This window comes from Rhizobium sp. 01T437, from assembly GCF_056398505.1.
The window spans coordinates 31,770-50,865 of record NZ_JBFTPM010000003.1 but is presented as its reverse complement, the minus strand read 5'-3'; the positions used below and the strand labels follow the sequence as shown (position 1 = coordinate 50,865).

General features: G+C 59.0%; 25 protein-coding genes and 1 pseudogene. 14 read left to right on the top strand and 12 right to left on the bottom strand.

The genetic code is table 11. The features are described 5' to 3' along the window. The first annotated feature begins 75 nt into the window (after positions 1 to 75). On the top strand, positions 76 to 669 hold the full coding sequence (locus AC1DM5_RS06505; protein ID WP_477818451.1) for a transglutaminase-like cysteine peptidase: 594 nt from the start codon (positions 76 to 78) through the stop codon (positions 667 to 669). A 98-nt stretch (positions 670 to 767) separates the two neighbouring features. Here the strand turns inward: AC1DM5_RS06505 and AC1DM5_RS06500 are convergent, their stop codons facing one another. Further along, on the bottom strand, positions 768 to 1,814 hold the full coding sequence (locus AC1DM5_RS06500) for a substrate-binding domain-containing protein (protein WP_477818450.1): 1,047 nt from the start codon (positions 1,812 to 1,814) through the stop codon (positions 768 to 770). 288 nt (positions 1,815 to 2,102) lie between these two features. On the opposite strand from AC1DM5_RS06500, the gene AC1DM5_RS06495 reads away from it, so the two are divergent. The 6 genes from AC1DM5_RS06495 (at position 2,103) to AC1DM5_RS06470 (ending at position 8,244) form a co-directional block, all read left to right on the top strand. Continuing rightward, complete coding sequence (locus AC1DM5_RS06495; RefSeq protein ID WP_477818449.1) at positions 2,103 to 3,137, top strand: Gfo/Idh/MocA family protein; 1,035 nt, start codon at positions 2,103 to 2,105, stop codon at positions 3,135 to 3,137. Positions 3,138 to 3,148: 11 nt separating this feature from the next. Continuing rightward, the gene (locus tag AC1DM5_RS06490; protein WP_477818448.1) at positions 3,149 to 4,051 is read left to right on the top strand and encodes a sugar phosphate isomerase/epimerase family protein; all 903 of its coding nucleotides are present in this window, start codon (positions 3,149 to 3,151) and stop codon (positions 4,049 to 4,051) included. 66 nt (positions 4,052 to 4,117) lie between these two features. Beyond that, on the top strand, positions 4,118 to 5,350 hold the full coding sequence (locus tag AC1DM5_RS06485; RefSeq protein ID WP_477818447.1) for an ABC transporter substrate-binding protein: 1,233 nt from the start codon (positions 4,118 to 4,120) through the stop codon (positions 5,348 to 5,350). A 100-nt stretch (positions 5,351 to 5,450) separates the two neighbouring features. Further along, positions 5,451 to 6,353, top strand: coding sequence for a carbohydrate ABC transporter permease (locus AC1DM5_RS06480; protein WP_183743004.1), 903 nt, complete (start codon positions 5,451 to 5,453; stop codon positions 6,351 to 6,353). Further along, entirely contained in the window at positions 6,350 to 7,177 is an 828-nt protein-coding gene (locus AC1DM5_RS06475; protein ID WP_439017913.1) for a carbohydrate ABC transporter permease, read from the top strand. The genes AC1DM5_RS06480 and AC1DM5_RS06475 overlap by 4 nt, the downstream gene beginning before the upstream one ends. After that, positions 7,174 to 8,244 carry an ABC transporter ATP-binding protein gene (locus AC1DM5_RS06470; protein ID WP_477818446.1) on the top strand — a complete coding sequence of 357 codons (1,071 nt, stop codon included), beginning with the start codon at positions 7,174 to 7,176 and terminating at the stop codon, positions 8,242 to 8,244. The genes AC1DM5_RS06475 and AC1DM5_RS06470 overlap by 4 nt, the downstream gene beginning before the upstream one ends. 130 nt (positions 8,245 to 8,374) lie before the next feature. Here AC1DM5_RS06470 and AC1DM5_RS06465 read toward each other — a convergent pair whose 3' ends face one another. Together AC1DM5_RS06465 and AC1DM5_RS06460 are read right to left on the bottom strand one after the other, a co-directional pair. After that, entirely contained in the window at positions 8,375 to 8,566 is a 192-nt protein-coding gene (locus tag AC1DM5_RS06465) for a hypothetical protein (protein ID WP_477818445.1), read from the bottom strand. A gap of 106 nt (positions 8,567 to 8,672) precedes the next feature. Next, entirely contained in the window at positions 8,673 to 8,810 is a 138-nt protein-coding gene (locus AC1DM5_RS06460) for a hypothetical protein (RefSeq protein WP_477818444.1), read from the bottom strand. Positions 8,811 to 8,890: 80 nt separating this feature from the next. Between AC1DM5_RS06460 and AC1DM5_RS06455 the strand changes: the two genes are divergently transcribed. Further along, on the top strand, positions 8,891 to 9,139 hold the full coding sequence (locus AC1DM5_RS06455; protein ID WP_477818443.1) for a hypothetical protein: 249 nt from the start codon (positions 8,891 to 8,893) through the stop codon (positions 9,137 to 9,139). Positions 9,140 to 9,278: 139 nt separating this feature from the next. Further along, positions 9,279 to 9,581 carry a hypothetical protein gene (locus AC1DM5_RS06450; protein ID WP_477818442.1) on the top strand — a complete coding sequence of 101 codons (303 nt, stop codon included), beginning with the start codon at positions 9,279 to 9,281 and terminating at the stop codon, positions 9,579 to 9,581. A 6-nt stretch (positions 9,582 to 9,587) separates the two neighbouring features. Here AC1DM5_RS06450 and AC1DM5_RS06445 read toward each other — a convergent pair whose 3' ends face one another. Continuing rightward, positions 9,588 to 9,830, bottom strand: coding sequence for a DUF6074 family protein (locus tag AC1DM5_RS06445; protein WP_025668238.1), 243 nt, complete (start codon positions 9,828 to 9,830; stop codon positions 9,588 to 9,590). Between the two features lie 228 nt (positions 9,831 to 10,058). On the opposite strand from AC1DM5_RS06445, the gene AC1DM5_RS06440 reads away from it, so the two are divergent. Beyond that, a complete protein-coding gene (locus AC1DM5_RS06440) occupies positions 10,059 to 10,838 on the top strand; it encodes a DUF1194 domain-containing protein (protein ID WP_477818441.1) in 780 nt (259 codons plus the stop codon). A 16-nt stretch (positions 10,839 to 10,854) separates the two neighbouring features. Here AC1DM5_RS06440 and AC1DM5_RS06435 read toward each other — a convergent pair whose 3' ends face one another. Together AC1DM5_RS06435 and AC1DM5_RS06430 are read right to left on the bottom strand one after the other, a co-directional pair. Beyond that, a complete protein-coding gene (locus AC1DM5_RS06435) occupies positions 10,855 to 11,775 on the bottom strand; it encodes a TIGR03571 family LLM class oxidoreductase (RefSeq protein WP_477818440.1) in 921 nt (306 codons plus the stop codon). A 73-nt stretch (positions 11,776 to 11,848) separates the two neighbouring features. Then, on the bottom strand, positions 11,849 to 11,992 hold the full coding sequence (locus AC1DM5_RS06430) for a hypothetical protein (RefSeq protein WP_477818439.1): 144 nt from the start codon (positions 11,990 to 11,992) through the stop codon (positions 11,849 to 11,851). Between the two features lie 424 nt (positions 11,993 to 12,416). Between AC1DM5_RS06430 and AC1DM5_RS06425 the strand changes: the two genes are divergently transcribed. Next, complete coding sequence (locus tag AC1DM5_RS06425) at positions 12,417 to 12,563, top strand: DUF1127 domain-containing protein (protein WP_113184802.1); 147 nt, start codon at positions 12,417 to 12,419, stop codon at positions 12,561 to 12,563. Between the two features lie 435 nt (positions 12,564 to 12,998). Here the strand turns inward: AC1DM5_RS06425 and AC1DM5_RS06420 are convergent, their stop codons facing one another. The 3 genes from AC1DM5_RS06420 to AC1DM5_RS06410 form a co-directional block, all read right to left on the bottom strand. Next, entirely contained in the window at positions 12,999 to 13,166 is a 168-nt protein-coding gene (locus AC1DM5_RS06420) for a hypothetical protein (RefSeq protein ID WP_477818438.1), read from the bottom strand. 96 nt (positions 13,167 to 13,262) lie between these two features. Beyond that, entirely contained in the window at positions 13,263 to 14,192 is a 930-nt protein-coding gene (locus tag AC1DM5_RS06415; RefSeq protein WP_477818883.1) for a lytic transglycosylase domain-containing protein, read from the bottom strand. A gap of 94 nt (positions 14,193 to 14,286) precedes the next feature. Beyond that, positions 14,287 to 14,550, bottom strand: coding sequence for a DUF982 domain-containing protein (locus AC1DM5_RS06410; protein WP_442206701.1), 264 nt, complete (start codon positions 14,548 to 14,550; stop codon positions 14,287 to 14,289). Between the two features lie 316 nt (positions 14,551 to 14,866). On the opposite strand from AC1DM5_RS06410, the gene AC1DM5_RS06405 reads away from it, so the two are divergent. From AC1DM5_RS06405 to AC1DM5_RS06395, 3 genes and pseudogenes are all read left to right on the top strand, one after another. Then, the gene (locus AC1DM5_RS06405) at positions 14,867 to 15,637 is read left to right on the top strand and encodes a siderophore-interacting protein (protein ID WP_477818437.1); all 771 of its coding nucleotides are present in this window, start codon (positions 14,867 to 14,869) and stop codon (positions 15,635 to 15,637) included. A gap of 134 nt (positions 15,638 to 15,771) precedes the next feature. Further along, a complete protein-coding gene (locus AC1DM5_RS06400) occupies positions 15,772 to 15,954 on the top strand; it encodes a hypothetical protein (RefSeq protein WP_477818436.1) in 183 nt (60 codons plus the stop codon). 41 nt (positions 15,955 to 15,995) lie between these two features. After that, positions 15,996 to 16,205: pseudogene (locus tag AC1DM5_RS06395) on the top strand (DUF2934 domain-containing protein); the annotation flags it as partial. Between the two features lie 33 nt (positions 16,206 to 16,238). On the opposite strand, the gene AC1DM5_RS06390 reads toward AC1DM5_RS06395, so the two are convergent. The 3 genes from AC1DM5_RS06390 to AC1DM5_RS06380 all read right to left on the bottom strand — a co-directional run bounded on the left by AC1DM5_RS06390 (position 16,239) and on the right by AC1DM5_RS06380 (position 19,072). Next, a complete protein-coding gene (locus AC1DM5_RS06390) occupies positions 16,239 to 16,613 on the bottom strand; it encodes a hypothetical protein (protein WP_477818435.1) in 375 nt (124 codons plus the stop codon). Between the two features lie 66 nt (positions 16,614 to 16,679). Next, positions 16,680 to 16,898: a hypothetical protein gene (locus tag AC1DM5_RS06385; protein WP_477818434.1), complete on the bottom strand. Its 219-nt coding sequence runs from the start codon at positions 16,896 to 16,898 to the stop codon at positions 16,680 to 16,682. Positions 16,899 to 17,068: 170 nt separating this feature from the next. Then, positions 17,069 to 19,072 carry an aldo/keto reductase gene (locus AC1DM5_RS06380; RefSeq protein WP_477974777.1) on the bottom strand — a complete coding sequence of 668 codons (2,004 nt, stop codon included), beginning with the start codon at positions 19,070 to 19,072 and terminating at the stop codon, positions 17,069 to 17,071. Positions 19,073 to 19,096 lie beyond the last annotated feature (24 nt).

Genomic DNA, 19,096 nt, shown 5'->3' with positions numbered 1-19,096 from the left:
ACCAAGGATCAAAAGCCGGATTTCAACCGGCATGGACATTTGACCGCGTAGCGGTCGTCGAAACGGGGTACGAAAATGTTTAAGCACGCACTGATTACGGCGGTGACGCTTGCATCTCTGTTTGCGGTTCAGACCGCGGAGGCGGCCGGTCCAGGCGGTATTGCCCGCGGATTGAAGACAGCGCCGGCATTCAGCTATATTTCTGAAAAGCGCCGAACGACAGCACCTTTCGCGCATGTGATGTTCTGCGCGCAAAATCCCAATGAGTGCGTGGCCCGCGGCGGAGCTTCGGAAGTTGCCCTGAGCGCGTTCGCAAGCAAGCAGCTTCGATCGGTCAATGCCTCGGTCAACCGCTCGATCCGCCCGGTCAACGACCGACCGGATGAGGGCGATGTCTGGCAGGTGAACGTGAAATCCGGCGACTGCGAGGATTTTGCGCTGACGAAGCGTGATCATCTCATCGCCATGGGTTGGTCGCCGAAGGCTCTACGTATCGCCGTTACCAAGACGCCCTATGGCGAAGGCCACGCTGTTCTCGTCGTCAAGACCGATCAAGGCGATCTGGTGCTCGACAACCGCTCAAACGCGATCAAGGGCTGGAAGGATACGGATCTTCGCTGGCTGATGATCCAGTCGGGCGACAACCCGCGGGTATGGTACGAACTTTGATTGAACTCTGCCGTAGCAGACGAAACGGCAGCATAAGTGGTTTTGAGCGGAGTCGTTCGTTTCTTATCAAGAACATGGATAGAGTGACGCACATTGCGTCACATCTCAGGTTCTCTGAAGAACGCATCACTTTCCCCGGGCACAAGCTCCAGTGGCCAAATCTGGTTGCGCGCACCACCGCGGTGGATCTCCGAATAGGCAGGCATGCTGGAAAGCAAGGTTTCGGCGAGTGCTGCACCAAGGTCGCGTAGCGACATGCGGAAGCAGGTGAGCGTCGGCTGCAGGAACTTGGCGCGAGGTTCCTCGCGGAAGCCGATGACGGCGAGATCGCGGCCCGGAACGATGCCGGCTTCGACCAGGCGGCGGTAGAGGCCGATCGCCATCAGTTCGTAGATCAGGATGATCGCCGTCGGTTTGTCTTCTATCAGCAGCAACTCGTCGCCGGCCTGATAGCCGCCCTGTTCGCTTGATTTCACGCGGATCACCAGCTCCGGATCATATTCGATCCCATGCTTTTCCAAAGCCTTTCGATAGGCGCCCACGAAGACATAGCCGAGATTGATTTCGCCTGACGGTGCGGCAATCGCGATGCGGCGATGCCCCTTGGCGACGAGTCGATCCACGGCGCAGGTCGCGACGCCTTCGAAATCAAGGTCGATCCAGGTGAAGTTACCGCCGCCGGAAGAGCTTCGGCCGAGTGCGACGAAGGGAATTTTTGCCTTGACGAGCAGATCGATACGTTTGTCGACGCGTTGAGTTGCAGAGATGATCATGGCATCGACGACGCGGCGCGCCACCATGCGCTTCAGATATTCGTAGGGGTCTTCGTCGCTGGGGCAGGGCAGCATGACGAGATCGAGCTTATGTCGTGAGAGTACGCTCTGCAGCCCGCCGGTGACCCCAAGGAAGAAGTTGTCGCTGTTTTCGACCGTCTCCTTGCTGGATTCGATCATCAGGCCGATGACGTTGGTCGTCCCCTGACGAAGGCTGCGGCCGGATTGATTGGCGACGTAACCGAATTCTTCGGCGGCAGCCAGCACTCGCTTGCGTGTCTCCTCGTTGACATCGGCCTTGCCGTTCAGCGCACGAGAAACCGTCCCGATCGATATATCGAGATGTTCTGCGAGCTGGCGGATACCCTTCATCTGAGCGATCTTTCTTCCGGTAGACGGATCATCTCATCTTATTGCCATGGGAAAACGTTTACGGAAAGCATTTGCCATGAAGGCAGAATGTATTTTTGCACGCTCTGAAAAAAATCTTGTTGCTGCATTGCCGAAGGTTTTGCCTAAGCGCCCGTTCGCATTGTGATTTTTCGCAGCATTTTGTCGAAACGCGCTGGCATTGACAGCAGCAAACGTTTCCGCTTAGTATCGTAAACGTTTACGGAAGGCGTTTCGGGAGGAATCTGAGGCGCACCGCTGGAGGAAATCGTGAAATTGAATGCCATTCTGTGCGGGTGCGGAGCTATGTCTAAAGGCTGGCTGCGTGCTATCAAGGAAACGCCTGATCTTGCCGAGGCAATCGAGGTCGTCGGCCTCGTCGACGTCAATCTGGCCGCTGCCGAGAAACTCGCCGAGGAATTCGGCTTGAGCGCGGCTCGCACCGGCACTGACCTCGCTGCCGTCATCGCCGAAACCAAGGCGGATATCGTCCTGGACGTCGTTATCCCGACCGCACGTTTCAATGTCGTGTCAACGGCCATGAAGGCCGGTTGCCATGTGCTGAGCGAAAAGCCGATGGCGACTTCGCTTGCCGAAGGCGCAGCACTCATCGATCTCGCCGCCGAAACTGGCAAGATCCATGCGATCATTCAGAACCGTCGCTTCATTTCCGGTGTGCGCCGCCTGCGTCGCTTCGTCGAAAGCGGTGCGATCGGCGAGCTGACCGGCATTCATTGTGACTTCTTCATTGCTCCCCATTTTGGCGGCTTCCGTGAAGAGATGGACAATGTCCTGCTGCTCGACATGGCGATCCACACTTTCGATGCCGCCCGCTACGTGGCCGGCAAGAAGCCGCTGGCCGTCTATTGTGTTGAGCGTAATCCCAAAGGGTCCTGGTATCGGCATGGCGCCTCGGCCAATGCCACCTTCGAATTCTCTGACGATGTGGTCTTCACCTATCGCGGCTCCTGGTGCGCCGAGGGCGAGCGCACGAGCTGGGAAAGCCAGTGGCGGATCGTCGGCTCAAAGGGCATGCTGACCTGGGATGGTGAGGACGGGTTCAAAGCGGCTACCTCCGGCGACGAGGCGGGCCTGCTTCACGGCTTTTCACCCGTCGAGGTTCCCGCGCCCGAGCGCGAGGAAGAAACGCATGGTCATGCCAGCGTGATTGCAAGTTTCGTCGAGGCGATCCGCACTGGCAAGCGGCCGGAGACGGTCAGTTCCGACAATATCAGAAGCCTCGCCATGGTCTTCGGTGCGATCGAGAGTGCCAAAACCGGGCGTCGCGTTGAAATTTCAGCATAAGGATAGATGACGTGAGCAACCCCGCCAAAGCCATTCGCATCGGTACCATGGTCAGCGCCTCCAAGGGCGGCGCCGACAAGCGCATTGCCCAGATCGCCGATATGGGTTTCGAAAGCTTCGAGCCCTTCTTCTGGCAGACCACCAATGGCCAGGATCTTGCCGAACTCGGAAAGCGCAGCGTGGAGGCGATCGGTGATCGCGACATCACGATTTCAACGCTTGGCATGTTCGGCAATCCGCTCGAGGAGACTGAGATGGACCTGCAGACACTGCAGGGCTGGAAGGATTGTATCGACAACGCTCATCACTTCGGCGCCACTTGCGTCGCCGGCTTCACTGGTCGCATCCGCAACAAGCCGCTGACTGAGAGCCTGCCGCGCTACAAGCAGGTCTGGAGCGAACTCGCCAAGCGTGCCGCCGACAAGGGGATCAAGATCGCCTTCGAAAATTGCGCCATGGATGGCAACTGGGCGACCGGCGACTGGAACATTGCCCATAATCCCGATGCCTGGGAGCTGATCTTCAACGCGACGCCCGACGACAATATCGGCCTGGAATGGGAGCCGTGCCATCAGATGGTCTATCTGATCGAGCCGCTGCCGCAGATCCGCAAATGGGCCAGCAAGATCTTCCACGTCCACGGCAAGGATGCGACCATCCGCTGGGATGTGATCAAGGAACACGGCATCTTCGGCAAGGAAAAGTTCGTCTTCATGCGCACGCCGGGCTTCGGCGACAGCAACTGGACCGACATCATCTCCGAACTGCGGCTTGCCGGCTGGTCCGGTTCCATCGATATCGAAGGCTGGCATGACCCGGTCTATCGTGACGCCCTGGAAATGACCGGGCAGGTCTATGCGCTGAACCATCTGAAACATGCCCGGGGCGGCGATTTCGTCGCCGATCCGGTGTGAGTGAATATGGTCGGCGTGGAGGAAATCGCCGGCCATTTTAATGGATAACCACAAAGGAGGAGAATCATGGCTATCCGTAAATCCGTAATTCTGGGCGCGCTCGCGCTCGCAGGCGTCTCGCTCTTCGGCCTGTCTGCCAAGGCGGAAGACGTCAAGCTGACGCTCTGGTCGCTGGACAAGGACACCCAGCCGGCTCCGACCCTGGTCAAAGAATTCAATGACCAACATAACGGCATCACCATTGAATATCGCCTGATCCAGTTCGATGACGTTGTTACCGAAGCGATGCGCGCCTATGCCACCGGTCAGGCGCCGGACATCATCGCTGTCGACAATCCCGAGCACGCGCTGTTTTCATCGCGCGGCGCCTTTCTTGATCTCACCGACATGATCAAGAGCTCAAAGGTCATCAAGCCCGAAAACTACTTCCCCGGACCACTGAAGTCAGTCGAGTGGGACGGCAAATATTTCGGCGTGCCGAAGGCGACGAACACGATCGCGCTTTACTATAACAAGGACATGTTCAAGGCGAAGGGCCTCGATCCGAACAAGCCGCCGCAGACCTGGGACGAACTTGTCGAGGATGCTCGCAAGCTGACCGATCCGGCCAAGAACGTCTATGGTCTTGCCTTCTCGGCAAAGGCAAATGAGGAAGGTACCTTCCAGTTCCTGCCCTGGGCGCAGATGGGCGGTGGCAGCTACGAGCACATCAATGCCGATGGCGCAGTCAAGGCGCTCGAAGTCTGGAAGACGATCATGGACGAGAAGCTCGCCTCTCCTGATACGCTGACCCGCGGCCAGTGGGATTCGACCGGCACTTTCAATTCCGGCAATGCCGCCATGGTAATCTCCGGTCCCTGGGAGCTGGACCGCATGGTTCAGGAGGCCAAGTTCGATTGGGGCGTAACGCTGCTGCCGGTTCCGAAGGAAGGTGCAGAGCGCTCTTCGGCAATGGGCGACTTCAACTGGGCGATCTTCTCGACCAGCAAGCATCCGGCAGAAGCCTTCAAGGCGCTCGAATATTTCGCCTCGCAGGACGACAAGATGTTCAAGAACTTCGGCCAGCTGCCGGCTCGTTCCGACATCTCCATCCCCGAGACCGGCCAGCCGCTGAAGGATGCCGCGCTGAAGGTCTTCCTCGAGCAGCTGAAATACGCCAAGCCGCGCGGTCCGCATCCGCAGTGGCCGAAGATCTCCAAGGCGATCCAGGATGCCATCCAGGCTGCGCTCACCGGCCAGATGAGTGCCAAGGACGCGCTTGATCAGGCTGCCGATAAGATCAAAGCAGTTCTCGGCTAACCCGGCATCACCGGATGGCCATTGGCCATCCATCTTTTCCTCCCGGCAGGGGCTGCTGCGGCATTAGCCAAGCAGCCCCGTTCGGAGCATCGGAGGACCCATGAGAAGGATCCTTTCCAGCGTCAGAGATGGCCGCGGTTTCGATATCGTGCTTGTCGCCTTTCCGCTTGGCTTTCTGTTTCTGATGGCAGGTCTGCCGCTCATCTACAATGTGGTGATGAGCTTCCAGGAGGTTGACATGTTCAGCCTCGGCACCTTCTCGCGCCCCTGGGTGGGCTTCAAGAATTACACGGATCTTTTCGCGCAGCCGGAAACGCTGCCGATCCTCTACAATACGGCGATCTTCGTCGTCGGCTCGATCGCCGGCCAGTTCTTGATCGGCTTCGGCCTGGCGCTGTTCTTCTGGGTCAATTTCCCCGGCGCATCCTGGCTGCGCGGTCTCTTCCTTGTCTCCTGGGTCATGCCCGGCCTCGTCGTCGGTGCGATCTGGAACTGGATCCTCTCGGGCGATTTCGGCGTACTGAACTTCATCCTGAAGGAAAGCGGCATCATCTCCGGCAACATCTTCTGGCGCTCGGACCCGCATTATTCGCTCTACGCCGTCATCATCGCCAATATCTGGCTCGGCACGTCCTTCAACATGATCCTGCTGTCCGTCGGTCTCTCCGGCATTCCGGGCGATCTCTACGAGGCTGCCGAACTTGACGGCGCCACTGCCTGGCAGCGCTTCTGGACGATCACGCTGCCCATGATGCGCTCGACAATCGGTGCCATCATTGCGCTCGGCCTGATCTTCACGCTGCAACAGTTCGACCTCTTTGCCGCCATCACTTCAGGCGGGCCGAACAACTCCTCCAACGTCACGCAGTACTGGGCCTGGGATTTGTCTTTCCGCCAATATGATTTCGCCAAGGGCGCGACCATTTCCGTCATCATGATCGTCTTCGTGATGTTCGCCTCTGTCGTCTACGTGCGCTCAACCCGCCATGAGGTGCGCGGATGAGCGAGACTGCACGCAATCGCCTGATGCTCGTGATCGCCATCATCATGGCGGCGATCTATCTTTTCCCGCTTTATTGGATGTACATCACCGCGCTGAAAAGCGGCTCGGAGATGTTCGCCACACCCCCAAGCTTCTGGCCGGCCTCGCCGCAATGGAGCACCTATGCCTATGTCTGGGAAAGCCGGAGCATGGGGCTCTATCTCTGGAACTCGCTGGTGATTGCGATCGGCGCGGTCGTCATCATTACGGTGCTCGGAGTCGGCTGCTCCTATGTGCTGGCGCGCTACCGCAACATCTGGGTGGATATCGGCCTCTTCCTGATCCTTATGCTGCAGGTTCTGCCGGCTTCGCTGATGATCACGCCGATCTTCGTCGGCTTCTCTCAGATCGGCATGCTGAACTATCCAAGGCTTGCCGTCATCATCGCCATTGCCGCAAAGAGCATGCCGTTCTTCGTCGTGCTGGTGCGGGCGACCTTCATGGCGGTTCCGATGGAACTCGAAGAGGCTGCCCTCGTCGACGGCAATTCGCGTGTCGGCGCCTTCTTCAACATCGTGCTGCCGCTTGCCCGCAACGGCATTCTGGTCAGCGCCATTCTCATCTTCATGCAGGCGTTTGGCGAATTCGTCTATTCCAAGTCGATGATCCAGGCGGCCGAGCTTCAGCCGGCGAGCGTCGGGCTCAACTCCTTCATGGGGCCGAACACCAATGAATGGAACAACATCATGGCCTACGCCACGATGTATGTGACGCCGATCCTTGCCATCTTCGTTCTTTTGCAGCGCCGCATCGTATCCGGCCTCACCTCGGGAGCCCTCAAATGACCCCTCAGATCGAGCTTGCCGGCGTCAACAAATATTACGGCGCCTTCCATGCCTTGAAGAATATCGACCTCTCCATCGCCAAGGGGACCTTCGTCGCGCTCGTTGGCCCTTCCGGCTGCGGCAAGTCGACCCTGCTGCGCTCGCTGGCCGGGCTGGAAACCATTTCCGATGGCAGCCTGAAGATTGCCGGCGCGCTGATGAATGGAGTGCCGCCGCGTAAACGCGATGTCGCCATGGTATTCCAGTCCTATGCGCTCTATCCGCATATGACTGTTGAGGAAAATCTCACCTACAGCCTGCGCATGCGCGGCGTTGCAAAGGCGGAGGCGAAGAAGGCAGCCGAGGAGGTCGCGGCCACTACCGGCCTTTCGCATCTGCTGAAGCGCTATCCGCGTGAGCTCTCCGGCGGCCAGCGCCAGCGTGTCGCTATGAGCCGCGCCATCATCCGCCACCCGAAGGCTTTCCTCTTCGATGAGCCGCTATCCAATCTCGATGCGGCCCTGCGCGTCCATATGCGCAAGGAGATCCGCGCGCTGCACGATCGTCTGCATGCGACCTCGGTTTATGTGACGCATGACCAGATCGAGGCGATGACCATGGCCGATCAGGTCGTCGTCATGCGCGATGGTATCATCGAGCAGCAGGGCAGGCCGCTCGACCTTTACGACAAGCCTGCCAACAAATTCGTTGCCGGTTTCATCGGCTCGCCCGCGATGAACTTCATTCCGGCGATTGCCGGCGAGGATGGAAAAAGCCTGATGCTCGATCTCGGCGCGCTCAGGCCGCAGGTCGCCATCGATCATCAGATCCAGCCAGGTCGCAGGGTCACCGCCGGCATCCGTCCGGAGCATATCGGCATCACCAATCAGGGGCAGGGGAGCTTTGACGTGCCGATCGCGGTCGTCGAATCCACGGGTTCCTCGACCTTCATCACTGCTGCGACGACACCCGAAATGACGATCGTCGAAACGGGCAGGGGATCGGTTCAGCCGGGCCAGGCGATCGGCGTCACCATCGATCCGACGCAGGTACATCTCTTTGACGAGACGAGCGGCGTCAGAATTTGAGATCTGGTTTCGGTCTGATTGGTTCCCGCAGCAGCCTACTGCGGGACACCGCGCGACCATGACTTATCAGGGATAGATCTGATTGCCATATTCTCGGCCGCGATGATCGTCGGCCGAGCCATTGCCGTGCTTATCGAGCGAGCGAAGCCGGCGCAGCTTGCTTAACTGCCACCTCTGTATCGTGCGGTCGTTCGCTAGAGCTTGCCCATACGGCCACAGCAAGTCCTGCGACGATAAAGTAGGGCAGTTTGCTTGAAAGCTTGAGCTTGCCGGAAACGACATTGCCGCGGGTGCATTCAAAGCCGGACATTTCTGGGGTCATCAGTACCTGTCTCGTGTGAATATCACATCGCAAACATAGTACATGCAACGATTCGAATGAACCCCCAGATTGGGGGATATACAAGAAGTTGCTGACATCAGGCAGATTAGCGTCCGCCCCAATGGCCCGAACCCCCGCCAAGGTCGATCTTGCGCAGGATGAAGGCGAGCGGCAGAACTGCGAGCGATAGCCACATCAGCGTGTGGAAAACGTCGATATAGGCGAGATAACTCGCCCAGGACAAGCTGCAGAAGATCGCCGGCTTCGACGCCGGATATCTGTTGCTCTCGATCAAAGCGCGATAATGATGTCTGTGATGGGAAAATGTCAGACCCAACAAGCGAGCGCATCATGATCAACCGTTACATCAAACCTCGGGACGAAGCGCTGACATCGGATGACCTCGCCACATGCCAGAATGTGTTGGATGTGCTGAAGGCCGAGTTCGGGCTTGCCGATGACGACGAAGCTGTGGCCCGTTCGGCCGCGATCATCATTGAACTCTACCGTCAGGGCGTGCATGACGAGGAACAATTGAAGACGCTGGTCTTTGCCACGCGCGGCAAGATCTGAAGCCAGCCCGTCTTCAATGTGGATGGATCGATCTGGTTTGCCATCCGCGCAAATCCTACCTTTATCGCGCGACATCAGCGCTGCTGTTGCGATTGAAGCCGCAAGCGTTGCTGCCAACCCGCCCGCATCAGGAGGTCTTATGAGAAGTTTGATTTTAGCGGCTGCCTTCTTCGTCCCCACAGCTGCCTTTGCTCTCGACGCCGTGGAGGTCAATGCCCGCGACCATTCCTGCCGCGAGCTCGCGCAGATTATCCAGCAGAAAAAGGCCGTCTTTGTTCGCATGGGCATCGGAGGCCGGAGCTTCCGATATCCGCCTGCACGATGCCGGCTGGGCGACAAATATGATGTCGCAAGGGTGCGCGCCGCCAATGGGGAAATATGCGTGCTCGACTACGAGTGCGTTTACGACCCGCAATCCTTCTACAACCGCTTTCCCAAGTAATGCTTTCTATCGCTCTGCCGCTGCGGCGTAGACGACCTGAAGCTCCATCTGTACTGCATCCATGAACAGGGCGGCCTGCCGCGAGAGTTCGTGATCGCTGCAGCCCTGTTCTCTTAAATTGGCCGCGAACCCGGCCATCTCCGACCGCCAGAAGCGGTTGGCGGCCTCGCCGTGAAGGTTCTGAAGGGCCTCGGCGCAGCGCCTGATATCGGCTGTGCGTCGGTCGGCGGGAAACTGCAGAAGCGGCATGCTATCTCCGTCATTGCTGGGCGAATCGCCAAGTGTCCCGCAGAATGGCTGTGAGTTCTTCACAAGTAGTGAAGCCGATCGCGCAGACATGACTCCTCAAATGCTGCCCGTTCGTTCGATTGCACCCGCCATCACCGAAAATTGACAGGATGCACTCTGGCAGCAGTCGCCGTCGCGCCAAGCTATTATGTTAGAGTTCTCGGCATAACGCAGTGATGGGAAGTGATGATGCTGACAACACTTGCGATGCTCGCGAGCCTGTCCGGCGCTGCCGCCACGATCGCGCAATCAAGCCAAAATGAAGTCGATGTCGAGCTGGTGCTGGCCGTCGATACGTCTCGCTCGATGGATTACGAAGAGGTCCGCATCCAGCGCGAGGGTTATGTCGAGGCGTTGCGGCACAAGGAGTTCCTCGACGCCGTGAAAGGAGGGCTGACCGGGCGGATCGCTGTCAGCTATTTCGAATGGGCCGGCTATGTCGTGCCCGGCTCCGTCATCGATTGGCAGGTGATCGAGACGGAAAAAGATGCGCTGGATTTTGCCGACAAACTGGAGGCGCGGCCGATTGCTACCCAGCGCCGTACATCCATATCGGCCGCGATCGTTCAAGGCGCGTCGATGCTTGCCACAAGCCCCTATAAGGGTCATCGCGAGGTGATCGACGTTTCCGGCGATGGTCCCAACAATTCCGGCGATCCCGTCACACCTGCACGCGATGCGGCTCTGGAGGCGGGCATCGTCATCAATGGACTGGCCATCATGCTGCGACCATCCGATGTGCCCGAGGGGCTCGACAAATATTACGGCGATTGCGTGATCGGCGGTCCCGGCTCCTTCGTCTTGCCTGTCCATAAGATCGAGGATTTTGCCGTTGCCGTCCGCAGGAAGCTGGTCTGGGAAATCAGCGGGCTCGAACTGCCGGCACAGATCCGCAAAACTGCGCTGAATCAGCCGACAACGGACTGCCTCGTTGGCGAGAAGCTTTGGCAGAATTTCTTCGACCGCTAGCCGCCCACCTCAGAGATTACCGAGACGCCTGCAGTTCTGCGGCCTGGTTCAGCCGTGGCAGGACTTCCCGTGCGATGATCTCAAGATCGGTGAGAGCCTTGCGCCCATTGACGAGCAGGTTGAAAGCAATGTGGTGAACGCCGAGATTGCGGAGGGCGGAGAGGGCGGCGAACAATCCCTCTGGTCCGGTTCGATATCCAAGATTGATCTCGTCGATATGGTCTGATGGCGTATCCAGGAGATCGAGGGCCATGGCCTGACCCATGCCCCGGAATTCAGTGGTCGTTCGCTGTACCGCCCCATGCCACAGGGCTATCCGGTCCTTCTGTGCGCCGAGGGGCCGGTGGTAGGTCATCCAGGCGCCGGTGTTTCTGGCGATCCATTCGAGTGATTGCGAGGACGAACCGACGGCGACCAGTGGAAGGCGGCGCCCGCTGCGTGGACGAATCTCGAATTGGTCCTCACCTGTCTGCGAGCCGACATGGCCGTCAAGCGCATTGCTGAGTGCAGCCCAGTTGGACCTAAACAATTCGCGCCGGTCGTCGACACTGCGGTCGAAGGCCGCAAATTCCGACGGACGGTCGCCGGAACCAAGGCCGAGAACAAACCTGCCCGATGATAAGGCGTCCATCGACAGGGCCGCTTTGGCGACATGAAGCGGATGGCGCAAGGGCAGAACGATTGCGCCGGTCGCCAAAGCGATCGAACGGGTAGATGCCGCCAGCGCACCAAGCAGTACCCACGGGTCGGAATGCCCGATGGGATCAGGATAGGCGGGACTGTTCAAGGGGACGTCGCGGACCCAGATTGCCGAGAAACCGAGTTCATCGGCGCGGCGCGCAAGCTCCAGCTGAAGGCCGAAGTCGATGTCGTGCCGCTCTCGCTCCTGCATGGGGAGAACGACACCGATCGTCAGCCGTGAATCTTCGAAGAGCATCAGTCATGTCCAGCACCGCCCAAATGCACTTGGGTGATCCGGGCAAGCTTTGCAATAGGATGAGATGCTGCGGCTACCAGAGGGCGACCGGCGCACTTGCGAGAAACTGTTCGAGAGCAGAAGCGACCGCGGGGGCGATGGCCACGATCTCCTCGTGGGCGGCGAAGACGAGCAGCCCCAGCAGTGAAATCACCGATCCGACTTCCAGGGCAGACATCGGTTTGGCCTCGGACACTGGAAGGCTAGTGGGTAGAGCGACCACGGGTGGCCGGATCGCATTTTGTCTGTTGTCGTTTGCGGGATGGAACAGGCGGGCAGGACGAGGGTGAGCGAGACGGGATTTACTGCATATTCCAGGATAGGTTTCGCAGACTGAGCTAGACATCGAATGGCCCCTGATCGGCTTTGGAGGATCGTGGGGATCACATGGGGCTTCGGCAGGCCTCCTTCAAACTATACTCACGGATAGGAAACTGCCTCAGAAGAGGCCAGTAGCCCACCGCGTCATGCGTTTTGTGCATAGGTGAACTGTAGTCTGAACGCTACTCATTCCTGCAACCCCATATTATATATTTCTCATCAAAGCGAACGAAGCGCCGCTACCTGGCAGCTGTCGCTGGACCCACGGAAAGGGGATTACAATGAGCATCGCACGCACCTTCAACAACTGGCGCAAGTATCGTCAAACCGTTACTGAGCTTGGCCGTATGTCGAGCCGTGAACTGAACGACCTGGGTATTGCTCGTGGCGATATCCGCGACGTTGCGCGCGCAGCTGTAGGCCGCTAAGACCAGTTCTTAATGAATGCAAAACGCGCTCGCCTGATGATGGCGGGCGCGTTTTTTGCGTCATATGAGCTCTTCGTTTGACGCATAACGCATGGCAGCTTTGCAAATATGTGCCTAGAGGACTGGCAGCGACCGGCCTATATTACAATTCAACGAAGCGATGAAACTCCTCCCTTGTCGCTTTGTCCGAGACGCGGCTTACCTCCTCCCAAGCCAGCGTCTACGTGGCGGCATCCTCCTCCCGCTGCCACGCGTCATAAAAGGCGTCTGCTGGATCTCCTCCCCCGGCAGACGCCTTATTCTTTTTGGGCAACTGCCTCAGTCACCAATAGTCTCGATAAGCTCTATCAGGGTTCTGCGGGCATCATTCACCGGTGCAGCCTTTGAAGCCGATAAGATCCTGGACCGGTACCGGCGGTCGCCGATTGCGATCCATCAGGTGGAAGGGCTATCCTTTGACGGCTCCCGCCATGGGCGACCGGGTGCGATCGGATCGCTTGCCGGAAATGTTTCCTCAAGCGACTCCTCGAGAAAGTCGTCCTGCTCCTGTTCGGAGGTGTCTGTCTCGCTGGATTTGCTGGCAGCTTCGGCAGTTCTGATCATTTCAATCCCCTTGATACTTGGCCCCACGAACGTAGCAAGCCTGGCGGCACTTCGGCACTAAACTGTCGGATAGGCCGAGCCGCGATGTACTTCGGATCAGCGGTTTCGGAAGACGGTGCAGGCAACGCCGGCGGCGCGGATCGTACTGCAGAGCTTGGTCGCTTCGGCGCGGGTCTCCCGGCCGATCCTGGCGGCATAGCGCGGGCGATAGCCGAAGTTTCCGCCCCTCTGGCGCACGATCAGAGCGCGCTCGGCGTTCAGCGGTTCGGGAAGCTTTGTGAGCGATATGGTGAAGAGCCGGTCGGCCACGGACGGATTGTAATGGGCGGCAAGCTGTACGCCCCACGGCGCCCAGTCGGCCGATCCGGTCAGGACAGGTTCATTCATTTGTCGGGTTTCGGCAAGCGCCACGCATGCGTCACGGAACGGCATGCCGTCCCGCAGCTCCGGCGCGGCGGTCTCCGGAGGGCTGTCCCGCCAGGTCTCGACGGTCTGCCCGGTAATCGCGAACACATAGTCGCGGGTCTCGATCGGTAGGCGGTCGGAGGAGAGAAACCGGCTGAGGCCGGATTCACCGGCATTGTAGGCAGCGGCGGCAAGTCCGAGATTGCCGAAACGAAGCCTGAGTTCGTCGAGATAACTGGACGACGCTTTGAGCGCCTGGACGACATCGAAGCTGTTTTCCAATGCCCTCAGCCGGGCAGTGCCCGGCATGAATTGGGCAATGCCCTCCGCGCCCTTCGGACTGACCGCTTCCGGGCGGAACAGGCTTTCGCGCCAGATCAGGCGGGCGAAGAAGGCAGGTGGGATGTTATGGATCGCTGCGAAACGGTCCATGACCGCGCAGAGATCGGCATTGAAGTGATCTTTTCGAATGCAGAGCGTTTGCCCGTCACCTGCGTCCCCTTGGTAAAGGCAAGCCGCTTCGGGAGTGGATGGCTCGGCAGCGCTGGCCGTGGTCGCCAAGATACCCCACGCTGCGGAAACCAGCGCCGCAGCCACTAAGCCTATGCCGCATCTCATCATCGCCAAACCTTGCCTCGCGACATCGTCGCGGTTTTCAGGCAAGACGGCAAGCTTCCGTTGTCAGTCCCGCGGCCCTGGCCGCGGGCGACTGGCTTCAGTGCACAACGGTCAAGATCGCAATGCCGGCTTCAGCTGCCGCACGGCGAATAGCGTTCTGCAGTTCGCCAACATCGATCTGTCCGCTGATCGCGTCGACGCAGGCCTTGACGGCCACGACATATTCCTCGCCATCTTCTGATGGCCAGTCCGTTATCAAAACCTCAGCGGCGTCTCTCAACGTTCTGAGGACCCTGTATTTTTCCCGGCCACCCAGCATCAGCACTAGAGGGGGAAAGCGCTCGTATGTGTTCCATTCCATTACACTTGGTCTCCCCAACGTAAGGATATTGGTAACGTTGCAAGAACCATACCGATCGCGTGTGAAAATCCTGCATCCGACAACTTTAGGGTTACGGGCCGAATCTGAGGTTCGGGTAACCATCAAAAATGGAGACAGAAACTCAAGTTTTTTATTGCGTCGTGTTCCGGCCTTCGCTAGAGAAGGATTATTGGCCGGAGACGATCCAGCCACGTAAGCGTTAACGTCACTCAACGCGTATGATCGAACGGCTTTGCGGCTTCGATCTGCGCGACTGTGTCCTGCGGATCGTTTCCCGAAGCCCCGGAAGGACATGATGGATAACAACCATTCCACACATTCCCAGTTCCCTGCACCGACTATCGAACGGGTCCGCCATGAATTGCGCCGCCGTTCGCCGACGGTCGAAAGCGTGGCCGATATCACGCCCGGCATGCGGCGCATCGTCCTGATTGGCGAAGACCTCGCCGATTTCACCAGCCTTGCACCTGACGATCACATCAAGATCATCGTGCCCGGCGCCGATGGCGCCGAGGAACGTCGGGACTACACGCCGCGCCGCTATGATAACGCTGCCTGCAGCCTGACGATCGACTTCGCCCTGCACGAGGCCGGTCCGGTCACGCAATGGGCAATTGACGCCCAGCCAGGCATGTCTCTTGAAATCGGCGGCCCGCGCGGCTCAGCCGTGGTTGCCGGGAGTGTGACGACATGGCTTTTGATCGGTGATGAGACGGCTTTGCCTGCCATCGGCCGGCGCATCGAGGAGAGCGGGGCCGATACGACCATTGTGACAGTCGCCGCAGTCGCAGGCCCGGAAGAAGAGCAATCCTTCGACACAACTGCAGCGCTCAGAACGCGTTGGGTCTACCGTCCTCTCTCCGATGCGACGAACGCCGAACCGCTGATTGCTGCCCTGGCGGGGACCGACATCGTTCCCCAGACCTTCGTCTGGATTGCAGCCGAGGCGTCGGTGGTGCGGGCAATCCGTGCCTATCTCGTCGAAGAACGCGGCTATCCGCTGAGCTGGATCAAGGCCTCGGGCTACTGGGTCAAGGGCAAGGCCGATACGACCGAGAAGTTCTGATAGCCGGGAAAAATTCCTCGGCTCCGCCATCTCGCTCCTGCCAGTCGGCCGGAGCGGCGTGGCAAGGCCCTCATTTGAACTCTACGGCGGAACCTCGAACGAATGCCGGTGTTTCCTAGGAAAGGAGATGCGTCATGGGCACGAAGGATACCAACGCCAAAGCCGAACAGCGCCGTCCCAGGGATGTCGGACCGATTGCGGAAGCGCCAGATTGTGCGGACAAGGAAGCCATTGCTCCACCGACGGTCCAGCCGCCGGGTGCCAGGGATGAAAGCGAGCGGGTGATCGTCGATCCGATCACCGGCGTCGCCCACTAACGAGAGGACGCCGGCAGATTGAGGCGATTGGAGGCAACAGAATGGCTAGGGACAAGGAAGAAGCAATTCGGCAGCGCGCCTACGAGATTTGGGAGCAAGAGGGCCGCCCGGAAGGGACCGCGCTTCGGCACTGGCTGCAGGCATCTGACGAGTTCAGCGAGGATGATGAACACGAGACGATGCAGGAATTGATCGATGAAGACGATCGCGACGATGCAGCTTTACTCCAGGGCGCCGGCGAGAGCGGTGACATTCATACGCGACACTAATCGCGCATAGGTAGATTACTTCTCGGTTCGCTCCAGCAGAATTCGGGCTTCCTCGAAGCGGCGTTTTCGATCGGCATCATCTTCACCTGGTGAATAACAGGTATTCGATACGCAGAACCGCGCAAGGTGATGCGGCTTGTCAACCTTGTCGAATTCGCATTCGAATGTATCGGTCATCTCGCCCGGTGCGGTTCCCGATCGCGTCGAATAGGTCATGCGAACCCCCGGTGGCTTGAGTTCGGGGAAGGATTGAACCGTGCCGATCGAAAGCTGATCGCTCATGAAGAAGCCCTTGGCGACTGATTGGCATGTCGCCTCCAGATCCGGGGATTGCGCGAAAGCTGTCGCTGGAAACAGGATAATGCCGAATAATACTAGTCGTTTACGCAAAGGCGTCTCCTCACGGTATCGTTCAGAGTGAGGTAGCGCCAATACGGCAAAAACAAGTGGGCCGCCTCAGGCGGCGCCGGAAAAATCTTCCGACAGCAGGCCGAGCAACTCGTCGCGATCCCGCACACCGAATTCGAACCAGTCGACCAGCGCTTTCGCCTTTGCCATTCCGAGATTGCTGCAACGGCTGCAACGTGCGGCCGAGCACCATTCCTGGTGAATGCCGTCGAGAAAATTCATCGTCTCCGACGTCAGCGCTTCCTTCGGCCAAACCGTTCGCGTCATCGCATTGCTCCCTGGTGCGGCCCTACACTAGATGACCTATGGTTGAGGGCAATGGCGAGAATGCAACACCGATCGATTAGTTGTCATTGGCCGTTGTGCCGTCGCGCAACAGAAAAGCGGCAGGCGTTGAGGGCTGCCGCTTGTCGTCACGTACTCTTTGGAAGAGGCAATCAGCCCTCCAGCCACTTCACCTGTTCGGGCGTCAGCGTGATGTTCAGTGCCGAAAGGCTGTCTTCCAGCTCGGCGATCGTGCGCGGTCCGATCAGCGGAATGACCGGGAACGGCTGAGCGATAACATAGGCAAGCGCGATATGGATCGGATGCCGGCCAAGCTCTTTGGCAAGCGCGATTGCCCGGTCACGGCGCCCGAAGTTGCGATCCGAATACCAGCAGCGAACAATCTCCTCATCATCGCGCTTGTCGCGGCCGGCCCGGTCGGTGAAGAAGCCACGACCCTGGCTCGACCAGGCGAAGTTCGGGATCTGCTTTTCGTTCAGCCACTTTTTCCACTCATCGTCCGAGGCGGCAACGCAGCCGGCCCAGATCGGATCGAGCATTTCGGCGAGCGAGAAGTTATTGGAAAGGGCGGCAGGCGCTTGCTTCCCGTTCTTCTTCGCATAGGCGATCGCCTCGTCGAAACGCGCGCGCGTCCAGTTCGAGCCGCCGAAGATGCCGCGGATGCGGCCGCGCTTGACTTCGGCATCCATGGCATCGACGAACTCACCGACCGGCACGTCGGTGTTATCGCGATGCATGAAGTAGATATCGACATAGTCGGTCTTCAGGCGGTTGAGAGACTGATCGAGCTGCTTGCTGATGACATCGGGATAGCAGAGCGGCGAGTGGGCGCCTTTGCCGATCAGCACGATCTCCTCGCGCGGAACCTGCCGGCTCGTATGCCAGTCGCCGAAGATAGCCTCCGTCTTGCCGCCGCCATAGACGAAGGCGGTGTCGAAGACATTGCCTCCGGCTTCATAGAAGGTATCGAGCGTCAGCGAGGCGGCCGCGAAATTCGGAAAGAATTCGAAGCCGAGGGTGACGACCGACGCCGGCTTGGAAATGCCGGGGATCTGGCGCTGCGGAACGGAGTTGCCGCGCAGGACAGCGCCGCCGGCAATGTTCAGGGTGCGCTTGGCTGCTTTCTCGACGCCATATTCGAGACCAACCGAAGCGCGCCACTGGTCGAGCACCTTGAGATTGTTGATCGAATCCGCCCAGCTCATGCCCGGTGAGCGGAATTCCTGTTCGCCGGCGCGGATCGCGTCACCTGCAGCGTCCGCTTCGAACGAGTAGAGCCAGCGGTCTTCCGTGACTTCGATCGTCTCCTGCTCGCCGTTCCTGAAGATCTCGATTTTGCCGACGCCGCCCTTGTGGCCGGAGGCAAACCAGAAATCCTTGACTTCGATGCGGCCTGCAGACCCGATGATGCGCAGTACGTTATCCTGCTGCGCCATGATCGAGCACGAAACTTCGGCGATGATGTCGTTCGGGAATTTGAGCACGGCAGACGCCCATTCATCGACGCCGGATTGGCCGAGATGGGCCACACCAGAGACCTTTTCCGGGTCCAGGAACGGCTTGCCGGCCGTTGCACCGGCAATCAGCCGGGCCATGGAGACAGGATAGCCGCCGACATCGAGAATGCCGCCGCCTGCCGTCTCATTGGCAAACAGGCGGTGTTCCGGCTTGTAGCTGCCCATGCTGAAGCCGAAGCTGGAGCGGATGATGCGGATTTCGCCGATCGTGCCGCTCTTGACGAGCTCGATCAGCTTTTCGGTCTGCGGATGCACACGATACATGAAGGCTTCGCCGGCAAAGACGCCGGCCTTCTTCGCCTCGTAATAGATTGCCTCGGCATCATAGGCCGAGAGAGCGATCGGCTTTTCGACCAGCACATGTTTGCCGGCGCGGATTGCCTTGATAGCCCATTCAGCATGCCCGGTATGGGGCGTGGCGATATAGATCGCGTCGACTTCCTTGTCGGCCAACAGCGTCTCATACCCATTGACGATACGCGCACCTGGAAAGCCATCGGCAAGGCCTGGCTTGTCGGGATTGCGGGTGGCGATCGCCACGAGTTTGCYGGTGCGCGAATGCGCGACGCCATCGGCAAAAGTGCGGGCGATGGTGCCGGGGCCGATAATGCCCCAGCGGATCGGATTATCTGAAGTCATGACTATCCTCTTTCGTCTTTCGGT

Coding starts and splice junctions, on each gene's coding strand:
- AC1DM5_RS06400 (WP_477818436.1), top strand. CDS start 15,772: ATGGGCACGAAGGATACCAACGCCAAAGCCGAACAGCGCCGTCCCAGG.
- AC1DM5_RS06415 (WP_477818883.1), bottom strand. CDS start 14,192: ATGATGAGATGCGGCATAGGCTTAGTGGCTGCGGCGCTGGTTTCCGCA.
- AC1DM5_RS06425 (WP_113184802.1), top strand. CDS start 12,417: ATGAGCATCGCACGCACCTTCAACAACTGGCGCAAGTATCGTCAAACC.
- AC1DM5_RS06485 (WP_477818447.1), top strand. CDS start 4,118: ATGGCTATCCGTAAATCCGTAATTCTGGGCGCGCTCGCGCTCGCAGGC.
- AC1DM5_RS06420 (WP_477818438.1), bottom strand. CDS start 13,166: ATGATCAGAACTGCCGAAGCTGCCAGCAAATCCAGCGAGACAGACACC.
- AC1DM5_RS06500 (WP_477818450.1), bottom strand. CDS start 1,814: ATGAAGGGTATCCGCCAGCTCGCAGAACATCTCGATATATCGATCGGG.
- AC1DM5_RS06430 (WP_477818439.1), bottom strand. CDS start 11,992: ATGTCTGCCCTGGAAGTCGGATCGGTGATTTCACTGCTGGGGCTGCTC.
- AC1DM5_RS06405 (WP_477818437.1), top strand. CDS start 14,867: ATGGATAACAACCATTCCACACATTCCCAGTTCCCTGCACCGACTATC.
- AC1DM5_RS06475 (WP_439017913.1), top strand. CDS start 6,350: ATGAGCGAGACTGCACGCAATCGCCTGATGCTCGTGATCGCCATCATC.
- AC1DM5_RS06450 (WP_477818442.1), top strand. CDS start 9,279: ATGAGAAGTTTGATTTTAGCGGCTGCCTTCTTCGTCCCCACAGCTGCC.
- AC1DM5_RS06505 (WP_477818451.1), top strand. CDS start 76: ATGTTTAAGCACGCACTGATTACGGCGGTGACGCTTGCATCTCTGTTT.
- AC1DM5_RS06385 (WP_477818434.1), bottom strand. CDS start 16,898: ATGACGCGAACGGTTTGGCCGAAGGAAGCGCTGACGTCGGAGACGATG.
- AC1DM5_RS06465 (WP_477818445.1), bottom strand. CDS start 8,566: ATGACCCCAGAAATGTCCGGCTTTGAATGCACCCGCGGCAATGTCGTT.
- AC1DM5_RS06435 (WP_477818440.1), bottom strand. CDS start 11,775: ATGCTCTTCGAAGATTCACGGCTGACGATCGGTGTCGTTCTCCCCATG.
- AC1DM5_RS06445 (WP_025668238.1), bottom strand. CDS start 9,830: ATGCCGCTTCTGCAGTTTCCCGCCGACCGACGCACAGCCGATATCAGG.
- AC1DM5_RS06440 (WP_477818441.1), top strand. CDS start 10,059: ATGCTGACAACACTTGCGATGCTCGCGAGCCTGTCCGGCGCTGCCGCC.
- AC1DM5_RS06480 (WP_183743004.1), top strand. CDS start 5,451: ATGAGAAGGATCCTTTCCAGCGTCAGAGATGGCCGCGGTTTCGATATC.
- AC1DM5_RS06455 (WP_477818443.1), top strand. CDS start 8,891: ATGTCAGACCCAACAAGCGAGCGCATCATGATCAACCGTTACATCAAA.
- AC1DM5_RS06410 (WP_442206701.1), bottom strand. CDS start 14,550: ATGGAATGGAACACATACGAGCGCTTTCCCCCTCTAGTGCTGATGCTG.
- AC1DM5_RS06470 (WP_477818446.1), top strand. CDS start 7,174: ATGACCCCTCAGATCGAGCTTGCCGGCGTCAACAAATATTACGGCGCC.